Here is a 20,184-nt window from a genome sequence, read left to right as displayed (position 1 = left end):
TATTAATTCTGTAATTTACAATGAACTATTTTAGCAAAGCATGAATTTTGGTTTCATTAGCGGAGGTGGCGAATGTGGTGCATTAATCCGCTCTATTGATTGGACTAAAAATCCCCTTGGGCCTATTGAAAAATGGCCCCAAAGTTTGCGAACTACGCTTAGCATTATTCTTAATTCTAAATTCCCCATGTTTTTATTTTGGGGACCAGAATTAATCTGTTTCTATAACGATGCTTATCGCCCTAGCTTGGGTATGGATGGAAAACATCCAAACGCTATGGGGCAAACTGGAGCAGAAGCATGGCCAGAAATTTGGGAAATCATTAAACCATTAATAGATCAAGTACTATCTGGAGGTGAAGCTACTTGGAGTGAAGATCAATTAATACCAATTTATCGCAATGGCAAAATTGAAGATGTGTATTGGACGTTTAGCTATAGTCCGGCTTATGATGAAACCGAAAAACCTGCTGGAGTTTTTGTAACCTGCACAGAAAACACACAAAAAGTAAATACTTTAAAGGCTTTAAGCGAAAGTAAAGATGAGCTTGAATTTGCCATTAATGCAGCCGAATTAGGCACATGGGATTATAACCCAATCACTAATAAATTCATTAGTAACACTCGATTGAAACGATGGTTTGGTATTTCCACAGATACTGAAATAGATTTAAAAACTGCCTTGAATGCTATTGCCGAAAAAGATAGAAAAAATGTACAGGAAGCCATTTTAAATGCGCTAGATTACTCTTCTGGCGGTAATTATAAGGCAAAATATACCATCATCAATGCAAAAACCGGAAAAGAAAGGATTGTAAAAGCCAAAGGGAAAGCGCTATTTAATGAGCAGAATATTGCCTATCGCTTAAATGGCACATTGCAAGATATTACTGAAGAAGTTGCCGCTCAAAATGCCTTTAGAGAAAGCGAAGAGAATTTCCGTAATTTAATTTTACAGGCTCCTGTCGGGATGATTATTTTAAAAGGAGAAAATTTCTTTGTAGAATTAGTAAACGACACCTATCTAAAACTTGCTGGCAAAACCAGAAAAGAATTTGCTGAAAAAACATTATGGGAAGCTCTACCCGAATCTAAAACACTAGGGTTTGATTACTTGCTTAAAAAAGTAATGCAAACCGGTATTGCCCATCATGGAAATGAGCAAGTCATTACTTCAATCAGAAATGGTCAGAAAGAAACTGTTTACATCAACTTTGTTTACGAACCTTTAAAAGACGCCGACGGAAGCATTAATAGAATTATGGTAGTAGCCATTGATGTGACCGAAATTTTAGAAAGTAAACGCAAAATTCAGGATGCCGAAGAACGAGCAAGATTAGCGTCGGCTGCAGCAGGTTTGGGTACTTTTGACCTCGATTTGCGTACTGGGGAAATGACTACTTCTGAACGTTTTGATGAGATTTTTGGCTACAAGCTTCATGTACCACGCTCTAATTATGTAAGTGCTATTCATCCAGATGACCATGAATTACGCTTAAATGCGCATAGAAGAGCATTGGATATTGGACGAATTTATTATGAAGTAAGGGTTGTTTGGCAAGATAAATCGATCCATTGGATAAGGGTGCAAGGAAAAATCTATTATGATGGAGATGGCAAAGCATTGAGAATGTTGGGGACTGTAATGGATACTACGCAGCAAAGAAATGACAAAGAGGAATTACTGCAAATTAATCAACGACTAGAAATTGCATTAGAAGCTGGAAGATTGGGTTCGTATGAATTAGATCTTAAGACACGTAAAATTAGATTTTCTGATCAGTTTAATAAAAATTACGGGTTGCTCCCTAAAAAGAAGTTAAGTTATGATGAGCTACTTAATTTCGTCGAACCAAATTTTAAAGCTGATGTAATTTCGGCTATAGACACTGCGATTCTTACTGGAACTATTTATCAAGCGGAATATCAAATTCGTTGGCCAGATGGTTCTATTCATTGGATTAAAGAATCGGGCAAAGCTCAATACGATGAAAAAGGAAATCCCATCACATTTATTGGCGTTTCTTTTGATATTACAGAAACCAAGCAATTACAGCAGCAAAAAGATGATTTTATCGGCATTGCCAGCCACGAATTAAAAACGCCAGTAACCAGCATTAAAGCATACGCCCAAGTATTAGAAAGAATTTTATTAAAAAAAGGCGATATAAAGGAAGCTGAGCTGATGAAAAAGATGGATTCACAACTCAATCGCCTCACTAATTTAATTGGAGATTTACTCGATGTAACCAAAGTAAATTTAGGGAAATTACAATACAACCATACGCATTTTGATTTTAATGAGATGGTTCGTTTCGCGATAGAAGAGTTACAACGCACTACTGAAATTCATCACATTTTAGCAGATTTGCAAGAAGTAGGATTAGTTTATGCCGATAAAGAAAGGGTAAGTCAGGTGGTTACCAATTTAATGACCAATGCGATTAAATATTCTCCAGATTCTGAACAGATTGTAGTACACTCGAGTATAGAAAATAATAGCGTAGTAGTTTGTGTAGAAGATTTTGGAATAGGCATTGCCGAAAATAATTTGAATAAAGTATTTGAACAATTTTATCGTGTAAGCGGAAGTATGCAACACACATTTCCCGGTTTGGGATTGGGTCTTTATATCTCCTCAGAAATTATTAAGCGTGAAGGAGGAAAAATATGGGTGAGTAGTACTGAAGGTAAAGGATCTAAATTTTGCTTTTCCATTCCAATTCAACGCACTAATTAGTAAAGATAACTAACAATTTAGGCTCAATTTTTGTGGTTAAAAACTAACCATGAACAAACCCATAAGAATAACCGTTGCTGATGATGATCCAGGTATTTTAGATGCAGTTGGAATGATGTTAGAAATGGAAGGCTATATTGTAAACGCAACCTTAAACGGAAATACCATACTTACCTCTCAAAATGAACTACCAGATGTGTATGTTTTAGACATTTGGATGTCTGGTTCTGATGGCAGAGAGTTATGCAAAAAATTAAAAAGTGAAGAGCGCACCAAACATATTCCTGTTATTTTAATTTCTGCAAGTAACGATTTAAAATATTCGGCCGAAATAGCTGGCGCTGATGATTTTTTAGCCAAACCTTTCGAAATAGATATGCTTTTATCTAAAATAGAAAAAGCCTTGCTAAACTAAACAAGGCTTTTTCAAAATCGAATATTTACAACCTAAACTTTATCCCTCCATTCATTACAAAACCATCCAATGGCGCATAAATATCTCTAAATTGCGGATTGCTTAATGTGCCTGTGTAAATGGTATCAAAACGTGTTTGTCTGGCATCTAAAAAATTCTCAAAATTGATGTAGATAGAGAAACGATTCCAAAGTTTTTCGGCCATAAAACCTGTCATCACATAGTTTTTACCAACCGAACCATCGCTTAATAATTGTTTGCTAAAAGAATACGCTTCCAAGCCAATTTTCCATTCGTCCTCTAATTCGTACATTAAAACAGCATTAACTCGGTGTTTTGCAGTTAATGTATTTTCCATTTTCACCCCGTTTTGATGTTGATGCGCATCGGTATACGTATACCCCAAAAACAGTTTAAAATCTTTATAACCCAGTTTCAAATTCGTTTCAGTTCCCTTACTTTCTATATTTCCTGTTACGTTTACAAACTGATAATTTCCGTTAGTAAGTGGAATTAACTGCAATGGATTTTTAAGATGTGTAAAAAAGAACAAATGATTTACAGTTAATGAAACCTGCTGATTAAACAATGCTGTACGGTAATTTACATCCCAATTTGCACCATAACTTTTCTCCAATTGATTTGCAGTTGTACTAATTGGTAATACATTTCGATATTGAATGCGTTCGCTATCTTCTGTAAAAATAGTTGGTGCTTTATAGCCCAAACCTCCTCCTAAACGCGAAGTAAGTTTCGGATTTATTTTAAACAAAGTTGATATTCTTGGTAAAAAAGCAAAACCATAATCGCTCACATGATCTACTCGCATTCCAGTTTCTATATGTAACCAATCTTTGGCTTTCCATGTATTTTGCACAAAAGCACCCGCCGTTATTTGGTTATAATTTCGCAAGGCGGAAGAACTTATTGCTTGTTCTTTAAAACGATCCGTCCATAAATTTACACCTCCTATCCACTCCACTTCCTCACCATGATTTGCATAATTAGCTTCCGTAAAAGTGGAATATTGAGTGCCATTAAATTCATATCCTGGTGTATTTAGTACTCGATTAAAATAACTAACACTATTTTTCACCGTAAAATGTCCGCATTTACCTACAGCATGATCTAGTGAAAATTGAGTGCTAATTCGTTGCGTTTTATTCTGCTCAAAGTACGTATGTATCGCGTCAGCATTTCCTTCAATATAATGCATATCTCCGCCAATGCGGTCTTCAAAAGTGGTATTCACACCTAATACCACGGTAGTTTTGGCATTCGGATAGAGAAATAACTTAGGATTGAAAGTAAATCGTTCCGATTTAGGGATTGCAGATAAATCGATATTTGCAGGATCGTAAGCGGAATTATTTTGATACGCAGCAAATAAAGTTGTGCCTACTTTCTCATTACGTTTACTATAAAATCCATTCAGACTTAAGCCTAATGCATCTGTTCCATCCAAATGAAAATTCAATTCTCTTTCCTTATTTGGAGTTTTGGAAATCAAGTTAACCAAACCCGCAATAGCACCACCTCCATATAAAGTTGATGCTGATCCTTTAATTAATTCTACTTGTTTTAAATCTAATGGTGGAATTTGCAATAACCCTAAACCACTTGCAGCGCCTGCATATAAGGGAAATCCATCTTTTAAAATTTGGGTGTATCGACCATCCAAACCTTGAATACGAATGGCGGCATTGGCCGATGTTGCCGAAGTTTGCTGCGTTTGTATCCCTGTACTTTCGCTCAACATCATCCGAATATCTCCAGGTTTCATGTTTGCTTTTTCTTCCAATTCTTCTCCCGCAATAAATTCAACTCGGGTTGGAATATCCTTTATACTTCTCGAACTTCGGGTAGAAGAAATGGTAACGGTTTCCAGTTCATCTTCACTTGTTGCTAGCAAAATTTCTTGAACAGAGGTTTGAGTTAATGGAAATGTTAAGGTGATTGTTTTTTCTTCAAATCCAACAAAACTGATAGTGATTTTTTGTATTCCATTCGGAATATTTGTTAGGCTTAAAAAACCTTTTTCATCGGCTTGTGCGCCAATCGCTGTACCCTTTATTTTTGCAGTTGCGCCAAAGATTGGATTTTTTGTTTCTTGTTCTAAAACTTGGACTTTCCATGTATTTTGCCCAAAAGTTAATGTCGTTATAAATAATGCCACGAGTGACAATATGATTTTTTTCATCTTGAATGATTAGTGATGTAAAATATGGTTGTTGCATTGTTGTTATAACAATACATGTTCATCAGCATTAATATCAATGCTGTAAATTTAAAAATATGCTTCGACACTTCGTCGGGCTCAGTGCAAGCTGAGCTCAGCATGACAAATTATAAATTAAACCAATTTTGGCGGTTGCCAGATATTTTGAGTTATTTGTTCTACTGAAAACTGATAGCTCGCCATTTGGTTTTCAGCTGCAAAAGTTGTAGGTTTTATTTGAAAGGTAGCCAATTGAGTTTCAACCACACTTTGTCCACAGCAAGTACAAAGGCAAATTGGCGAACAGCTTTCTGCGCTACCGCTTGCTTTGTTATGCTCAACCTTGGCAATTGTTTTTTGTTCAAATGCCTTCACTTCTAATTCATCGCTACATGGCAAAGCCGAAAGCAATACCACAAAGATCAAATAAAAGATAGCTAGATTTTTCACCCCGCAAAAGTAGGAAAATAAAGATGAATTTAGAGTCCTACTTCAAATAAGGCTCCATAATTTTTGCCCAAATGGCATAGCCTTTGGCATTCATGTGTAGTTTATCTGCTAAGAAAATATCTGCCATTATTGTACCATCAGCATTAAACATAGCATCGTAAGTATTGATGTAAGCTGCACGTCTCATTCCTTTAATCATTTCTGCAATCTTTTGATTTGCTTCTACCATTAACGGCCAATATTTCTCTCTTGATGGACTTGGTTTGATGGAAATGTAAGCAATTGGAACTTTTGGATATTTTGCTCTAATTAAATCTATCAAGTTTTTAACTCGATCAACCACCATTTGTGCGGTAGCATTTCCAGTAAAATCATTCTCTCCACAATAAATTATCACTTGTTTTGGTTGGTAAGGATAAACAATATCACCAATGTAATTAATCACATTTGGCAAAGAAGAACCTCCAAAACCACGATTTAAAATCACGTGATCTGGAAAATAAGTTTGCGCATCTTTCCATTTAGTAAAAGTTGAACTTCCTATAAAAAGCACTGCCTTTTTTGGTGGAAACTGAATACTGTCTTGCTTTTTAAAGTTTTGTATTTCTTTATAAAATACATCTTTCTGTTGTGCCTGTGCAGCAATACATACGAAAAGGAATAAGGCGATTAGTTTTAAAGTCTTCATAAATTAATTTAATTTATAGGTTATATATTGTACGTAAGTTTCTTAATTAACTACACTAGTGGTAAAGTTGATTTTATTCAAATCTAAAATTATGTATTTCTTCTTTTACCATTTCATTGTTTTTTTAACATAAGCCGTAAGTTCATCTGCAATCTCTTTGTGTTCTTCTAAAGAAGGATGTCCACCACAGCCTTTATTAGCCTGTTTTGTAAAGAAATAAGACCCAATATTGTAATCTCCGTTGGCATTTAAGGCCTTTTTAAGAGCAGTGATATACTTTATTAATGCCATTTTCAATTCTTTATTCGCCATTGGACTACTTAGAAAAATCAGCTTTGCTTTAGGATAATAACCTCGCAATGTTTTAGCAAATTTCATATAAGCATTGCAAAATTTGGTTGAGTCTTGTACACCATCATTTTGCCCTAAACAAACAGTCACCACATCAGGTTGATATTTACTAAAATCCCATTTTATGGTATCTCTTGCCATGCTCACCTTATCAAAAACCTGTGGCATCACTATTTTTTTATCACAACAGCTATGCATTAATCCAATACCCGAAACGGAAGACAAATGCCATTGTGCATTCAAATTCCGTGCAGTAGTTGGCCCATAGGCGAGCCACGCATTATGCTGATCGTGCCATTCTCCTTTCCCGCAAACAATTACACTTTCATCGCTACCTGCACCACAGGTAATCGAATCGCCAATAAATTCCATTTTACGTTTTTGCTTTGCTGGCAGCGGCACTAATTTTTCGCATGTAAAACCTACAATTTCAATATATCCATTTTCAGCTTCTGAATTTTTACAAATGGTAACTACATGATCTCCCTTTGCTAAGTTTTGGGCTAATACTAGCGTGTTTTCTTTTCCTTTTAATTGAATTCGGTAAGCAGGCTGATCATCAACTTTTATTTCTAGATAATTCAGGATTTTACCCCAAATCATTTCATCGTTAATTTGAAGTGTACATGAAGTTCCATTAAATTTTACTTGCACATAAGCGCCAGAAGCCCAAAATTTTGGTTTTGCAGGATTTGTAAAATCTACCCTACCTGTGTATTGTATATATGGGTTATCTGCGCTGAAAAATTGCTCTTTATGATTTACCGTAAAGTTGCTACAAACTGTTAGCAATAAAATTGAAAATAATAGTTTCATACCATTAAACAAAAACTCTATGACCAGAAAGATTTTCCCTAAATTCTTTAGGCGTACAGCCCTTTTTCTTTTTAAATATTCTATTAAAGTTAGAGATGTTATTAAAGCCGCAATTATAAGCGACCTCCGCAACAGCTTCTGTGGTGTCAATTAATTTTCTTGATGCATGACCCAATCTAATTTCTATTAAACTATCAATAAAACTGATCCCTGTACGGCTTTTGAAAAATCGGCTAAATGAAACTTCAGTCATGTTTGCTATTCTTGCAACCTCAGCAAGGCTTACTTGTTTATCAAAATTGACATTAATATATTCCATCACTTTTTCTACCCGTCTGCTATTGTAAGAAAACTCAGCATTGCTAAATGTAGAATCAGAAAGCGTACGCATATTTCTGGAAGTCGAAAGATCATGTAAAATGGACATCAATTCTAACACCGAATCAAAACCATGTTTCTTATTTAGTTTTACCAATCGCGGACCAATCACTTGTGCTGTTTCCTTGGAGAATAAAATACCGCATTTCGATTTTTCAAATAGTTCTCTAATTACACGCAATTGATTTCGGCGTAGAAATTTTTCATCAAAGAGATCTTTGTGAAATTGAATGGTTACTTCATGAATTTCTTTACCACTTAGTTTATAGGTTTCCCAAACATGTGGTAAATTAGAACCAACCAAAACTAACTCGATATCTCCAATTTCTTCAATATGATCACCAACTACTCTACGTGCTCCGCTTGCGTTAGAAATAAAATTCAATTCCATTTCTTCATGATAATGCAAAGGAAAATCAAAATCTTGTTTCTTCCTTTCAAAAATGGTGAAACAATCGCTATTGGTAAGCGGGGTAATTTCTTTTATTATAGTTGAATGCACGATAAATGATTAAATAACATCAATAAATAGGATAAAATAATATCAATATTCAAATATATAACAACTACTGCTAATTCACTAATTAAAAGAGTATAAGCAAAGTTAAATAGCAGTTATTTTGAATAAAACGAATACTTCAGCCATAAAAACATTATAAATGGATAAAATAGTATTATTTTACGAAACACATTGAACACTACTTTTGATATAAACCAAATAAAACGCTTATGCTTAATAAACTATCTACTAATTTATTGGCAATACTTGTATGCCTGTTATCTATTACCACTTGTTTTGCCCAAGACAAAAAGATCTCAGGTAGAATTGCTGATGAAAATGGGACAGTACTTCCAGGTGTTTCAGTCAGTATTAAGAACACTAAAGTAGCTACGGTTACCGATGGTAATGGTAATTTCTCGTTAAACATTCCTGCTACTGCACAAACCTTAGTCATTACATTTTTAGGAATGGAAGAACAACAACTAGCTATTGGCACTAAAACTTCTTTCAACGTTGTTTTAAAATCTAAAAGCACCACCCTTTCTGATGTTGTAATTGTTGGGTATGGGACTGTTAAAAAATCAGACCTTACTGGTTCTGTATCAAGAATTGAACGAGAAGATTTAATTAAAGATGCGCCAACTAATGTTTTACAAGCCTTGCAAGGAAAAATTGCAGGTGTAAATGTAACACAGAATGATGGTGCGCCAGGTGCTGGTTTAAGTATTCGCGTAAGGGGTTCAAATTCTTTTTTAGGCGGAACGGAACCTCTTTATGTAATTGATGGCGTTCCTTTTAACAATAATAGTAGCGGGTCTACACCAATTGCTATCGGCGACGATGAAAAACAGACTTTAAATGCGATGTCTTTTTTAAACCCTGACGATATAGAGAGCATAGATATCCTTAAAGACGCATCTGCAACAGCTATTTATGGCTCTCGTGGAGCGAATGGAGTAGTATTAATTACCACCAGAAAAGGCAAAAGTGGCAAAGACAGAGTAGAAGCTAATTTTACTATTGGACAAGCAGAGGTATCTAGAAAACTAGATGTGCTTAATGCTTCCGAATATGCAGCTTTTCAGAATTTAGCGTATGCCAATTCGAACAAATATACAGGTACTGCATACGCTTTGCCTTATCCTGGTGCTCAATTGCCAGACCCATTAAACCCAGGAAACACCTATTATGCAAAAGGACCACAAGATTATGTGGGAAACAACAACAACTGGCAAGATCAAATTTTTCGTCGTGGTTTGTATCAAAATTATTCGGTTAATGTTTCTGGAGGTAGCGATGCTGGCAGCCATAGCCTTACGTTTAACTACCTAAATCAAGAAGGTACGATTTCGAACTCTGATTATAAGCGATTTAGTTTAGGTTTAAACCTAAATAGAAACATTAGCAAGACTTTTAAAGTAGGCACAAGCACTTCTATGGCTAGTACGATTAACAATGGTGTTAAAACTGGCACCGATAAATCTGATGCGGCAAGTGCTGGAGTTATCCGCTCTGCTTTAACATTTCCTGCTACATTATCAGAACCATTAGCATATGATGGTGTTGGTGACGCCTTTATTACCAACCCTTACATTTATGTAAATGATGTTTTAAATAGAGTAAAAGGGGTAAATATTTTTACTTCAAACTATTTGGAGGCTACTTTCTTAAAAGATTTCAAATTCAGACAAAACATTGGATTTAGTTATGCAGGTAGCACTAGAGATCAATATTATCCACGAAGTGTGTATGAAGGCTTTGCCGTTAAAGGTTGGGGGCTAAAATCTGACAATACATGGAATAGTGGTGTAGCAGAAAGCATTCTTACGTATAATAAAAAAATTGAAAAGCACAGTTTAAACATAGTTGGAGCTGGTACTTTTGAGCGCACCAATGGAAATAGCAAAAGAGCGGAAGCAAAAACTTTCCCAAATGATGCGTTGGAAAATGAAAATTTAGCGGCTGGAGAGGTTGTTCTTCCAATTATTACGTATCGCTATCAATCTACTTTAATTTCATTCTTAGGTCGAGCTAATTATAGCTATGACGATCGTTATTTACTAACTTTTTCTTATCGCCAAGATGGCTCAAGTAAATTTGGAAAAGACAATAAATGGGCGGGTTTTTCATCAGCTGCTGCTGCTTGGAAAATATCAAATGAAGAGTTCATGAAAAACGTTAAAACCATTAGCGATTTAAAATTACGCATTAGTTATGGTCAAACAGGTAATCAAGGAATTGGCTCTTATGCTTCATTAGCTAAATTAAGCGTATATAATTATCCATTTGGCGGTTCCGTTCAAACTGGTTTAGCAAACGATTTATATGCTGGACCCGCAAATGAGAAATTGAAATGGGAAACCACAACCTCGTATAATTTAGGTTTAGACCTAGGCATGTTTAAAAATAGGTTAAATCTACATGTGGATTTATACAAAAAGGTAACCGACGATCTTTTGCAAAATTTAATTATCCCTTCGTCTACTGGATTTCAAACCAAGTTGGTTAATTCTGGCTCAATTGAAAACAAAGGTTTAGAAGTAACTTTAAATGGTGTTGTCTTAAAAAACAAAGATTTTGAGTGGAATTCTAATTTCAACATTTCATTTAACAGAAATAAAATTTTAAGCCTAAGTCCAGATGTAACTGAACAATACGGCAGAAACATTTCTACTGGAGATGCACCATTTATTCAAACTGTTGGCAAGCCAATTGGCGCATTATATGGCTATGTAGAAGATGGTTATTACGATAATGAAGCTGAAGTTAGAAGTGATCCGGCCTATAGCGGGTTGGGTGATGCAATCATTTTAAGAACGATTGGAGAGATTAAATACAAAAATTTAGATAACGATAGAACTTCAATTGCACAAAGCGATAGAACATTTATTGGCGATGTAAATCCTGATTACACATTCGGTTTTACCAATAATTTTAAATACAAAAGATTTGATTTGAGTGTTTTCATCAATGGCGTACAAGGAAATGATATCATTAACATGAATACTAGATTTAGCGGCAATTTAGGTACCAATAAAAATATCACTCAAGAAATGTCTGATGGCGCTTGGGCACAAGGCAATGACAATACCAATGCAACAGGCCCAAAAATTATGCGTCAGTTCTTTAGAAACTTATTATTTAGCAGAAGATTTGTAGAAGATGGAAGCTTTGTGAGGATTAAAAACATCACTTTTGGGTATAACGTTCCTTTAAAATCTAAAACGATTTCTAATTTAAAAGTTTCTTTAGGCGTTAACAACCTCTATACATTTACCAATTATTCTGGTTACGATCCTGAGATTAACAGTTACGGCGATAACCCTGCTTTATTTGGTGTAGACCTAGGTGGTTATCCAAATTCGAGAACTTACAACCTTTCTTTACGTTGCAATTTTTAACCTTATTAAAAATATAATATGAAAGCGATTTCAACATATTTTATAGCATTTGTTACTGGCCTAAGTGTGCTTAGCATTAGCTCTTGCAAAAAAGCATTACAAGAAACACCCTATTCTTTTTATTCACCAGAGAATTTTTATAAAAACGAAAGTGATGCAAAAGCAGCAATTAATGGGGTATATGCCGAATTGTATACGTATGATTTATACTTACAACCGTTTTGGAACATCACCATTTTAGATGATGACCATGTATCTGGAGCCGATTGGTTTTTGGGAACAACTGGTGCTGGAAACCCGCAGGCTTATTTTGGCTGGCAAGCACCATGGATTGGATGTTATACCATTATCGCGAGAGCAAATACGGTATTAGAAAATGTCCCTTCCATCACCAATATGGATGCAGATGTAAAGAAAAGGATTTTGGGAGAAGCTTACTTTTTAAGAGGATGGGCCTATTTTCAACTGGTACAATTGTATGGCGGTGTACCTATTCGTTTAAAAGCTTTATCGGCAGAAAACCCAGAAGTAAATGTACCTCGTGCTACAGTAAAAGAAACCTATGATGTGATTATTAGTGATTTCAAATCTGCCGAAACCAATTTATTCCCATTAGGCCATCCTAAAGCTGGTGAAGCAGGAAGAGTTAATCAGGGTGTAGCCAAAGCTTTTTTAGCTAAAACCTATTTAACAATGGCTTCTGGCGCAGCAACGGGCAATGTTACAGTACGTGGCGGAACTGATAACGGCTATTATACGTACGCTAAAAATATAGTAGCAGGTCATGAAGGAATGGATTCAAAAGCACTTTACACCTTAGCGAGAGATAAAGCTGCAGAAGTAATCAGCAGTAATTTGTATGCATTAACACCAAGCTGGAAAGACTTATGGAGTATTGCGGGAAGAAACAATAAGGAACAAATGTGGGAGTTACAATCGCTTGCCGGAACAGCATTTATCAATAATTTAAGCGCTTATTTTCCTGCTCGTTCAACATTCGGACAAGGCGCTGTTTGGACGACCAATAATCATTACAACGATTACGATATTGAGGATAAAAGAGTATTGGATGGAATTACGCACAATTACACCACATTACAAGGAACCAATATTTTTTACCCTTTTGCACAATCTGCACTTTACAAAGTAGTAAATGGAGTAACCTATAACAATAGTAACACTGCTACTTCAGAAAGAGCGTATACCATTAAATATAGCGCAGTAGCAGATCCAACTGTGGCTAATAGTGATGCTTTCTTCCCTTTGTTAAGGTATTCAGAAGTATTGTTAATGTATGCAGAGGCCGAAAATGAAGTAAATGGTGCTACAACTGCAGCTTATGATGCCTTAAACACTGTTCGCTTCCGATCTTTTCCAACTACAGGCACTCCAGCAGTACCTGTTCCAGCAGCTTATGCGCCAACTGGAATGACTCCAGAGCAATTCCGCAGTTATGTTTTAGCAGAACGTGCTCGTGAGCTTAATTTAGAAGGAATCAGACGTTTTGACTTGATTAGATGGGGTATTTATTTACAGGTAATGAATAAAATAGGAACTGGACAGAACAACATTTCAAAGGTTCGTGCTAGAAAGAACTTATTATTACCTCTCCCATTGAACGAATTGAATTCTAACAAAGCCATCGGAGGAAAAAACAACCTTGATTGGTAAGAAATATTAATCATAACTTAAATTTATGAATATGAAAAAATCGCTATTAATAAGCCCCTTCGCTCTCTGTGCGATGCTATTTTTGCTTTTGGGAGCTTGTAAAAAGGATAAAGCAGTAAACACTGCGCCACCTACATTGAGTGCGGTAACTAATCTAAACGATAGGAATACGGCAATAAGCTCGATTGGATATGGAGAATGGATTGTTATTAAAGGAACTAATTTAAGCACTACCTATAAAGTCGATTTTAACGGTACGTTAGCTAAAGATTCGTTAATTTATGGCGATGATAATACGATAACGGTTAAAATCCCAGCTCAACTAACAGACCCTATCAATAACCCGATTACAGTAACAACGAAATATGGTACAGCAACCCTGAATTTCCAAATTAAGCAACCACCTCCAACCATTACAGGTTTTGATCCTGCGGCAGGAAATCCGGGTGACGACGTGACCATCAATGGCAATTATTTTAAAGGTGTTACCGGCGTTACTATCAATGGCGTTAACGCAACCGTTGTTTCCAGCACGCAAACAGAAATTAAAGTAAAAGTACCTACTGGCGTTACGTATGGCGCAGTAGTGGTTAGCACACCAGTAGGCACAGTTACTACAGATAAAACCTTCGGACTGAAACATTTTATTTATGATGATGGCTTAAAAAATGTGTGGACAAACACCTCTTTCTCTTTTACCTCTTTAGATCTTGCCAATACCGAAATTGTAAGAAGAGGTACTACAGCGATAAAAGTGGTGCACAAAGCATTTTCTGCAGTAAGGTTTAGGTTAGTAGCCAAATTCCCAACAGCAGGTTATACTTTCGTAAAACTATCTATGTATGGTGGTCCAGGTACACAAGGCAAAAAAGTTAGAGTATCGTCTTCTAATTTAGGCCTAACATCAGGCACTTACGATATGATTCTAAATGAAGGAAAATGGACCGAATATCAAGTCCCTTTAATTAATATTGGAAATCCAGCAATCATCGAATACCTTACTTTTCAAGAGTTTAGCGGCATTGCAGCGACAATTTACATTGATGATGTTGGTTTCTATTAATTAGTGGTTCTCTATATGAAACTAAACAGGATTATTTTAACAAGCATTTTTAGCAGCTTACTTTTTTTTGGAAGTGGTGCAAGCTATGCTCAATCCTTAAGTGATAAACTCGCCACAAAAGAAACAGTTGCGCTGTATAAAAATCTACACAAGTTAAGTAAACGGTATACACTATTTGGTCATCAGGATGATTTGGCCTATGGCGTAAACTGGAAATATGTTGCTGGCAAAAGTGATATCAAAGACATTGTAAATGATTATCCTGCTATTTACGGTTGGGATATGGCTCGAATTGAACATGATTCATTAAAAAATATTGATGGCGTTCCTTTCAGCAACATGAAAAAATACATTCAAGGTGGTTATAAAAAAGGAGCTGCAATTACCTTAAGCTGGCACTTTGATAATCCCTTAACTGGCGGATCTTCTTGGGATACGACTAAAAATTCACTAGCGTCTATTTTACCTGGAGGCTCAAAACATCAAGTGTATGTTTCTTGGTTAGATAAATCAGCCAAATTTATGGGTAGTTTAAAAGGAAGTAAAAATGAAGCCATTCCTATTCTGTTTCGTCCTTTTCATGAGTTAACTGGCAATTGGTTTTGGTGGGGTAAAAACGCTTCCTCTCCTGCTGAGTTAAAAAAAGCTTGGCGCTTTACGGTTGATTATTTACGAAACAAGAAAAAATTGCATAACCTCATCATTGTATATAATACCAATGGTTTTGCCAATGAAAAAGAATTTTTAGAACGTTATCCTGGCGATGATGTAGTAGATGTAGTCAGTTTCGATTTATATCAATTCGAAAACCAAGATAAAAAAGCATTTGTCGATACCGTTCGATATGAATTAAATATCCTTTCTAAAATTGCGAAACAGAAAAACAAATTAGCTGCTTTTGCAGAAACTGGATATGAAGCCGTTCCTGATGCAACATGGTGGACAGAAACTTTATTACCAGCCCTTAACGGTTTTGAACTTTCTTATGTTTTGGTGTGGCGTAATGCAGGCTATGTCCCTTCCATGAAAAAGATGCATTATTACGCTCCATTTAAAGGGCAAGTATCTGAAAGCGATTTCAAAAAATTTTACCAAACAGACCGCATCTTATTCGAAAAGAGACTAGGCTTAAAGAAAATATATCAATCACATTAATGCACAGATGAAACTACAACTCATAGACATTTTAATTCTAGTTGCCTACTTACTAACCATGGTTCTCATAGGGTTTTATATGAGAAATAAAGCAAAGCAAGATAAAGAAAGCTACCTAATGGGCGGCAAAAAATTGCCTTGGTATATGCTAGGATTAAGTGATGCCAGTGATATGTTTGACATTAGTGGCACCATGTGGATGGTTGCGCTCTGTTTTGTGTACGGATTTAAAAGCATTTGGATCCCGTGGTTGTGGCCTGTTTTCAATCAGGTTTTTATGATGATGTTCTTATCCAAATGGTTAAGAAGATCAAATGCAACAACAGGTGCCGAATGGTTAAAAACCAGATTTGGATTAACTGGAAAAGGCGTACAGAGTTCACATGTCATTGTTATTGCGTTTGCCTTAATTAGTTGTTTAGGTTTCTTGGCTTATGGTTTTGTAGGGCTAGGTAAATTTGTACAAGTTTTCATCCCATGGGATATGGTAAAAGACTATGTCCCTTTTCACATAACGGATAAATATGTCCCTCATTTTTATGGCATGGTATTTACATTATTTGCCATGTTCTATTCTATTATAGGTGGTATGCACAGTATCGTTTTAGGTGATGCAATTAAATATTTAATCATGACGATTGCTTGTGTTGCCATTGGCGTTATCGCCGTACAGCATTTACATGGGCAAACGTTAAACGTACCAAAGGGATGGAATGACCCTTTCTTTAGCTGGAAGTTAAACTTGGATTGGAGTAAGATTGCCGCCGATGCCAATAAAAAGATTGCAGATGATGGTTTTAGTTTGTTCGGCATTTTCTTTATGATGATGTTGATGAAGGGTATTTTTGCCTCGCTTGCTGGTCCTGCGCCAAATTACGATATGCAAAAAGTATTGAGTACGCGTAGCCCCAAAGAAGCAAGTAAAATGACAGGATTTGTGAGTATCATTTTATTGCCTATCCGTTATGCTATGATTACGGGATTAACTGTTTTAGCACTACTGTACTACAATCAATTGTACCTAAAAGGGCCCGATGGAGTAACAGATTTTGAACGCATTTTACCAGCAACAATTAATAACTTTTTACCTGTTGGTGTATTGGGTCTAGTGCTTACAGGCTTACTTGGTGCATTTATGGGCACCTTTAGCGGAACATTAAATGCCGCTCAAGCTTACATCGTTAATGATATTTATTTAAAATATATCAATCCAAATGCACCTACTAAAAAGATCATGTCTATGAATTATATCGTAGGTATAGTTGTAGTATTAGTAGGTATATTCTTTGGTTTTTTAGCACATAACGTAAATGATATTCTGCAATGGATAGTAGGTGGTTTATATGGCGGTTATGTAGCGGCAAACTGTTTAAAATGGTATTGGTGGCGCTTTAATGCAAACGGGTTTTTCTGGGGTATGGCAGTTGGCGTTGGTGCGGCTTTACTGATGCCGTATGTAACTACAGGACTACCTTTATACTGGTGGCCATTGCTTTTTGTATTGTCAATTATTGGCTGTTTAATTGGCACCTATACCGCCCCGCCTACCGAAACTACGGTACTTAAGTCATTTTATAAAACAGTAAGACCTTGGGGCTTTTGGAAACCTATCCATGCCTTAGTGATAGCGGAAGATCCCGCTTTCGAAGCCAACAAAAACTTTACATTGGATATGTCCAATGTAGCCCTAGGCATTATTGCCCAGCTTTGCCTCACCATTTTCCCTATGTATTTAATTACAGGAATGTATGCTCCTTTATGGATAACAATAGCCGTATTGGCCGTCATCATCTTCATTTTAAAAAGAACGTGGTGGAACAGATTAGAAGATTAAGAAAAACACTATATACCGATGAAAACTTTCGAACAACGTATTGCTCAACTCGCTTTACATCAAGAAGAACTGATTAAAGTACCTAATAAAATGATTGAACCTAGCAATGGAGTATTCAATCGTTATAAAAATGCTGTTTTAACCGCTGCTCATGTCCCATTCAATTGGAAATATGATTTAAATCCACACACCAACCCGAATTTAATAGAACGCTTTGGCATAAATGCCGTACTCAATGCTGGAGCTATTAAATGGAAAAATGGGTATGTTTTGGTAGCACGAGTGGAAGGAAACGACAGAAAGTCTTTCTTCGCGGTAGCCGAAAGCCCTAACGGGATAGACAATTTCCGCTTTTGGGAATATCCCTTGGTGATGCCTGAAACAGCTATTCCTGACACTAATATTTACGATATCCGATTAGTTGCTCATGAAGATGGATGGATCTATGGATTATTTTGTACCGAACGAAGAGATCATTCGGCTAACGAAGGGGATCAGTCTGCGGCTATTGCACAGTGTGGAATAGCCCGAACCAAAGATTTAGTAAAATGGGAACGATTAGCCGATCTTAAAACACCCTCACCGCAGCAACGCAATGTCGTTTTGCATCCAGAGTTTGTACAAGGAAAATATGCTTTTTATACACGTCCGCAAGATGGATTTGTAGAAGCTGGCAATGGTGGCGGAATTGGCTTTGGTCTTTCTTCAACCATAGAAAATGCAACCATTACAAAAGAAATTGTCATTGATAAAAAAGTATACCATACGGTTTACGAAGCAAAAAATGGACTTGGTCCTGCCCCAATTAAAACCCCTCAAGGCTGGTTACATTTAGCGCATGGCGTTAGAAACACGGCTGCGGGTTTACGCTATGTGTTGTATCTATTCATGACTGATTTGACTGACCTAACTAAAGTAACTCACAAACCTGCTGGTTATTTTTTAGCTCCAGAAGCCGAAGAACGGATTGGTGATGTATCAAATGTGGTTTTCAGCAATGGCTGGATTGCTGATGCCGATGGAACTGTATACATTTATTATGCTTCTTCAGATACGCGGATGCATGTAGCCACCAGCACCCTACAACAGCTTACAGATTATGTGATGAATAATCCAGCAGATGGTTTGCGCTCTGCCGCTTCTGTGGAAACGATTATAAATATCATTGATCAGAATAAAAGTTTAACAGAAAAGCATCCGATAGCCGTACATTTGAATGGAGAATCTGCTCATTAACATCAATGAACTTAGCCTTACTAAAAACCTATGCCGAAGAAGTTGAAACTGAATTAGACGAGCTATTGCAGTGGTGGATCACGTATACCATTGACGAAGAAAACGGTGGTTTTTATGGAAAGATTGATAATGATAATATTTCAACTCCCCATGCCCCAAAAGGATTAGTTTTAACTACCAGAATACTGTATACGTTTTCGTCAGCTTATCAACTGACCAAAAAAGCTGCTTATTTAAGTATGGCGAATAGAGCTTTCGATTATTTAACTAAACATTTTTTAGACACCAAAAATGGCGGCTTCTATTGGTCGATAACCTATACTGGAGAATTATTAGATGGGAAAAAGCAGATTTACGGACAAGCTTTTACCGTGTACGCATTGGCCGAATATTATAAAATTACCGCAAATACAAAAGCCTTAGCACTCGCCAAAGGTACATTTACATTGATGGAGAAATACAGTTTCGACCCTCTTTATTTCGGGTATTTGGAAGCCTTTTCAGTAGATTGGAAATTGAAAGAAGATCTCCGATTAAGTGATAAAGATCAGAATGAACAAAAATCAATGAATACCCATTTGCATGTGGTAGAAGCCTATGCGAATTTGTATACCATTTGGCCAGATGAAACATTAAAAATTGTTATCAATAGATTGTTAACTAATTTTAAGGAACATATCATTGATCAAAAAACAAGCCACCTACATTTATTTTTTACTGCCAAATGGGAAGTAAAATCTACAGTCACTTCTTTTGGACACGACATTGAAGCAGCCTGGCTTTTGCAAGAAGCCGCAGAAAGTATAGAAGACGAAGCAGAAATTGCAATTTTTAAAACTATTGCCTTGCAACTAAGTGATGCTACAAAAAAGGGCTTGGATAAAAATGGCGGACTTTGGTATGAATACGATACTACAACAAAGCATTGGGTAAAAGAAATGCATTGGTGGCCACAAGCAGAAGCAATGGTTGGGTTTTTCAATGCCTTTCAATTAAGCGGGGATGAAAAATACTTACATCATTCTTTACAAAGCTGGGCATTTATTAAAAACTACCTAAAAGATAAAAAGAACGGTGAATGGTATTGGGGCATAAATGAGGACTATTCGCTACTACAAAGCGAAGACAAAGCCGGCTTTTGGAAATGTCCTTATCATAATGGCAGAGCTTGCTTAGAAATCATGAAGCGTATTAAATTACACGGAAACCATCCCGTGTAATTTTGTTTTTCTACTGTCATCCCGTACTCGATACGGGATCGTAATT

General features: G+C 36.2%; 14 protein-coding genes. 9 read left to right on the top strand and 5 right to left on the bottom strand.

All coding sequences use genetic code 11. The features are described 5' to 3' along the window. The first annotated feature begins 40 nt into the window (after window positions 1-40). Window positions 41-2,740: a PAS domain-containing protein gene (locus GM921_RS15650; protein WP_182923572.1), complete on the top strand. Its 2,700-nt coding sequence runs from the start codon at window positions 41-43 to the stop codon at window positions 2,738-2,740. Window positions 2,741-2,789: 49 nt separating this feature from the next. Next, a complete protein-coding gene (locus GM921_RS15645) occupies window positions 2,790-3,155 on the top strand; it encodes a response regulator (RefSeq protein ID WP_182923571.1) in 366 nt (121 codons plus the stop codon). Window positions 3,156-3,180: 25 nt separating this feature from the next. Here GM921_RS15645 and GM921_RS15640 read toward each other — a convergent pair whose 3' ends face one another. From GM921_RS15640 to GM921_RS17590, 5 genes are all read right to left on the bottom strand, one after another. Then, window positions 3,181-5,355 (bottom strand): TonB-dependent receptor, encoded by a 2,175-nt coding sequence (locus tag GM921_RS15640; RefSeq protein ID WP_182923570.1) that lies wholly within the window; start codon window positions 5,353-5,355, stop codon window positions 3,181-3,183. 153 nt (window positions 5,356-5,508) lie between these two features. Further along, a complete protein-coding gene (locus GM921_RS15635) occupies window positions 5,509-5,823 on the bottom strand; it encodes a DUF6660 family protein (RefSeq protein WP_182923569.1) in 315 nt (104 codons plus the stop codon). A gap of 37 nt (window positions 5,824-5,860) precedes the next feature. Beyond that, the gene (locus GM921_RS15630; RefSeq protein ID WP_182923568.1) at window positions 5,861-6,511 is read right to left on the bottom strand and encodes a GDSL-type esterase/lipase family protein; all 651 of its coding nucleotides are present in this window, start codon (window positions 6,509-6,511) and stop codon (window positions 5,861-5,863) included. A 105-nt stretch (window positions 6,512-6,616) separates the two neighbouring features. After that, complete coding sequence (locus tag GM921_RS15625) at window positions 6,617-7,678, bottom strand: SGNH/GDSL hydrolase family protein (RefSeq protein WP_182923567.1); 1,062 nt, start codon at window positions 7,676-7,678, stop codon at window positions 6,617-6,619. Between the two features lie 4 nt (window positions 7,679-7,682). After that, window positions 7,683-8,558 (bottom strand): AraC family transcriptional regulator, encoded by an 876-nt coding sequence (locus GM921_RS17590; RefSeq protein WP_182923566.1) that lies wholly within the window; start codon window positions 8,556-8,558, stop codon window positions 7,683-7,685. 227 nt (window positions 8,559-8,785) lie between these two features. Here GM921_RS17590 and GM921_RS15615 point away from each other — a divergent pair, with 227 nt between their 5' ends. The 7 genes from GM921_RS15615 (at window position 8,786) to GM921_RS15585 (ending at window position 20,138) form a co-directional block, all read left to right on the top strand. Next, on the top strand, window positions 8,786-11,959 hold the full coding sequence (locus tag GM921_RS15615; protein WP_182923565.1) for a SusC/RagA family TonB-linked outer membrane protein: 3,174 nt from the start codon (window positions 8,786-8,788) through the stop codon (window positions 11,957-11,959). A gap of 18 nt (window positions 11,960-11,977) precedes the next feature. Further along, complete coding sequence (locus tag GM921_RS15610) at window positions 11,978-13,630, top strand: RagB/SusD family nutrient uptake outer membrane protein (protein ID WP_182923564.1); 1,653 nt, start codon at window positions 11,978-11,980, stop codon at window positions 13,628-13,630. 31 nt (window positions 13,631-13,661) lie between these two features. Further along, complete coding sequence (locus tag GM921_RS15605) at window positions 13,662-14,693, top strand: IPT/TIG domain-containing protein (RefSeq protein ID WP_182923563.1); 1,032 nt, start codon at window positions 13,662-13,664, stop codon at window positions 14,691-14,693. Window positions 14,694-14,708: 15 nt separating this feature from the next. Beyond that, entirely contained in the window at window positions 14,709-15,848 is a 1,140-nt protein-coding gene (locus GM921_RS15600; protein WP_182923562.1) for a glycoside hydrolase family 26 protein, read from the top strand. A 79-nt stretch (window positions 15,849-15,927) separates the two neighbouring features. After that, window positions 15,928-17,682, top strand: a complete 1,755-nt coding sequence (locus GM921_RS15595) for a sodium:solute symporter family protein (RefSeq protein WP_235969849.1) — start codon at window positions 15,928-15,930, stop codon at window positions 17,680-17,682. A gap of 18 nt (window positions 17,683-17,700) precedes the next feature. Further along, window positions 17,701-18,918, top strand: coding sequence for a glycoside hydrolase family 130 protein (locus GM921_RS15590; RefSeq protein WP_182923560.1), 1,218 nt, complete (start codon window positions 17,701-17,703; stop codon window positions 18,916-18,918). Between the two features lie 5 nt (window positions 18,919-18,923). Next, complete coding sequence (locus tag GM921_RS15585; RefSeq protein WP_182923559.1) at window positions 18,924-20,138, top strand: AGE family epimerase/isomerase; 1,215 nt, start codon at window positions 18,924-18,926, stop codon at window positions 20,136-20,138. The last annotated feature ends 46 nt before the right edge of the window (window positions 20,139-20,184 follow it).

The sequence above is a fragment of the Pedobacter planticolens genome, assembly GCF_014172375.1.
Lineage (GTDB): Bacteria > Bacteroidota > Bacteroidia > Sphingobacteriales > Sphingobacteriaceae > Pedobacter > Pedobacter planticolens.
This window is presented reverse-complemented; position numbering and strand designations above follow the sequence as displayed.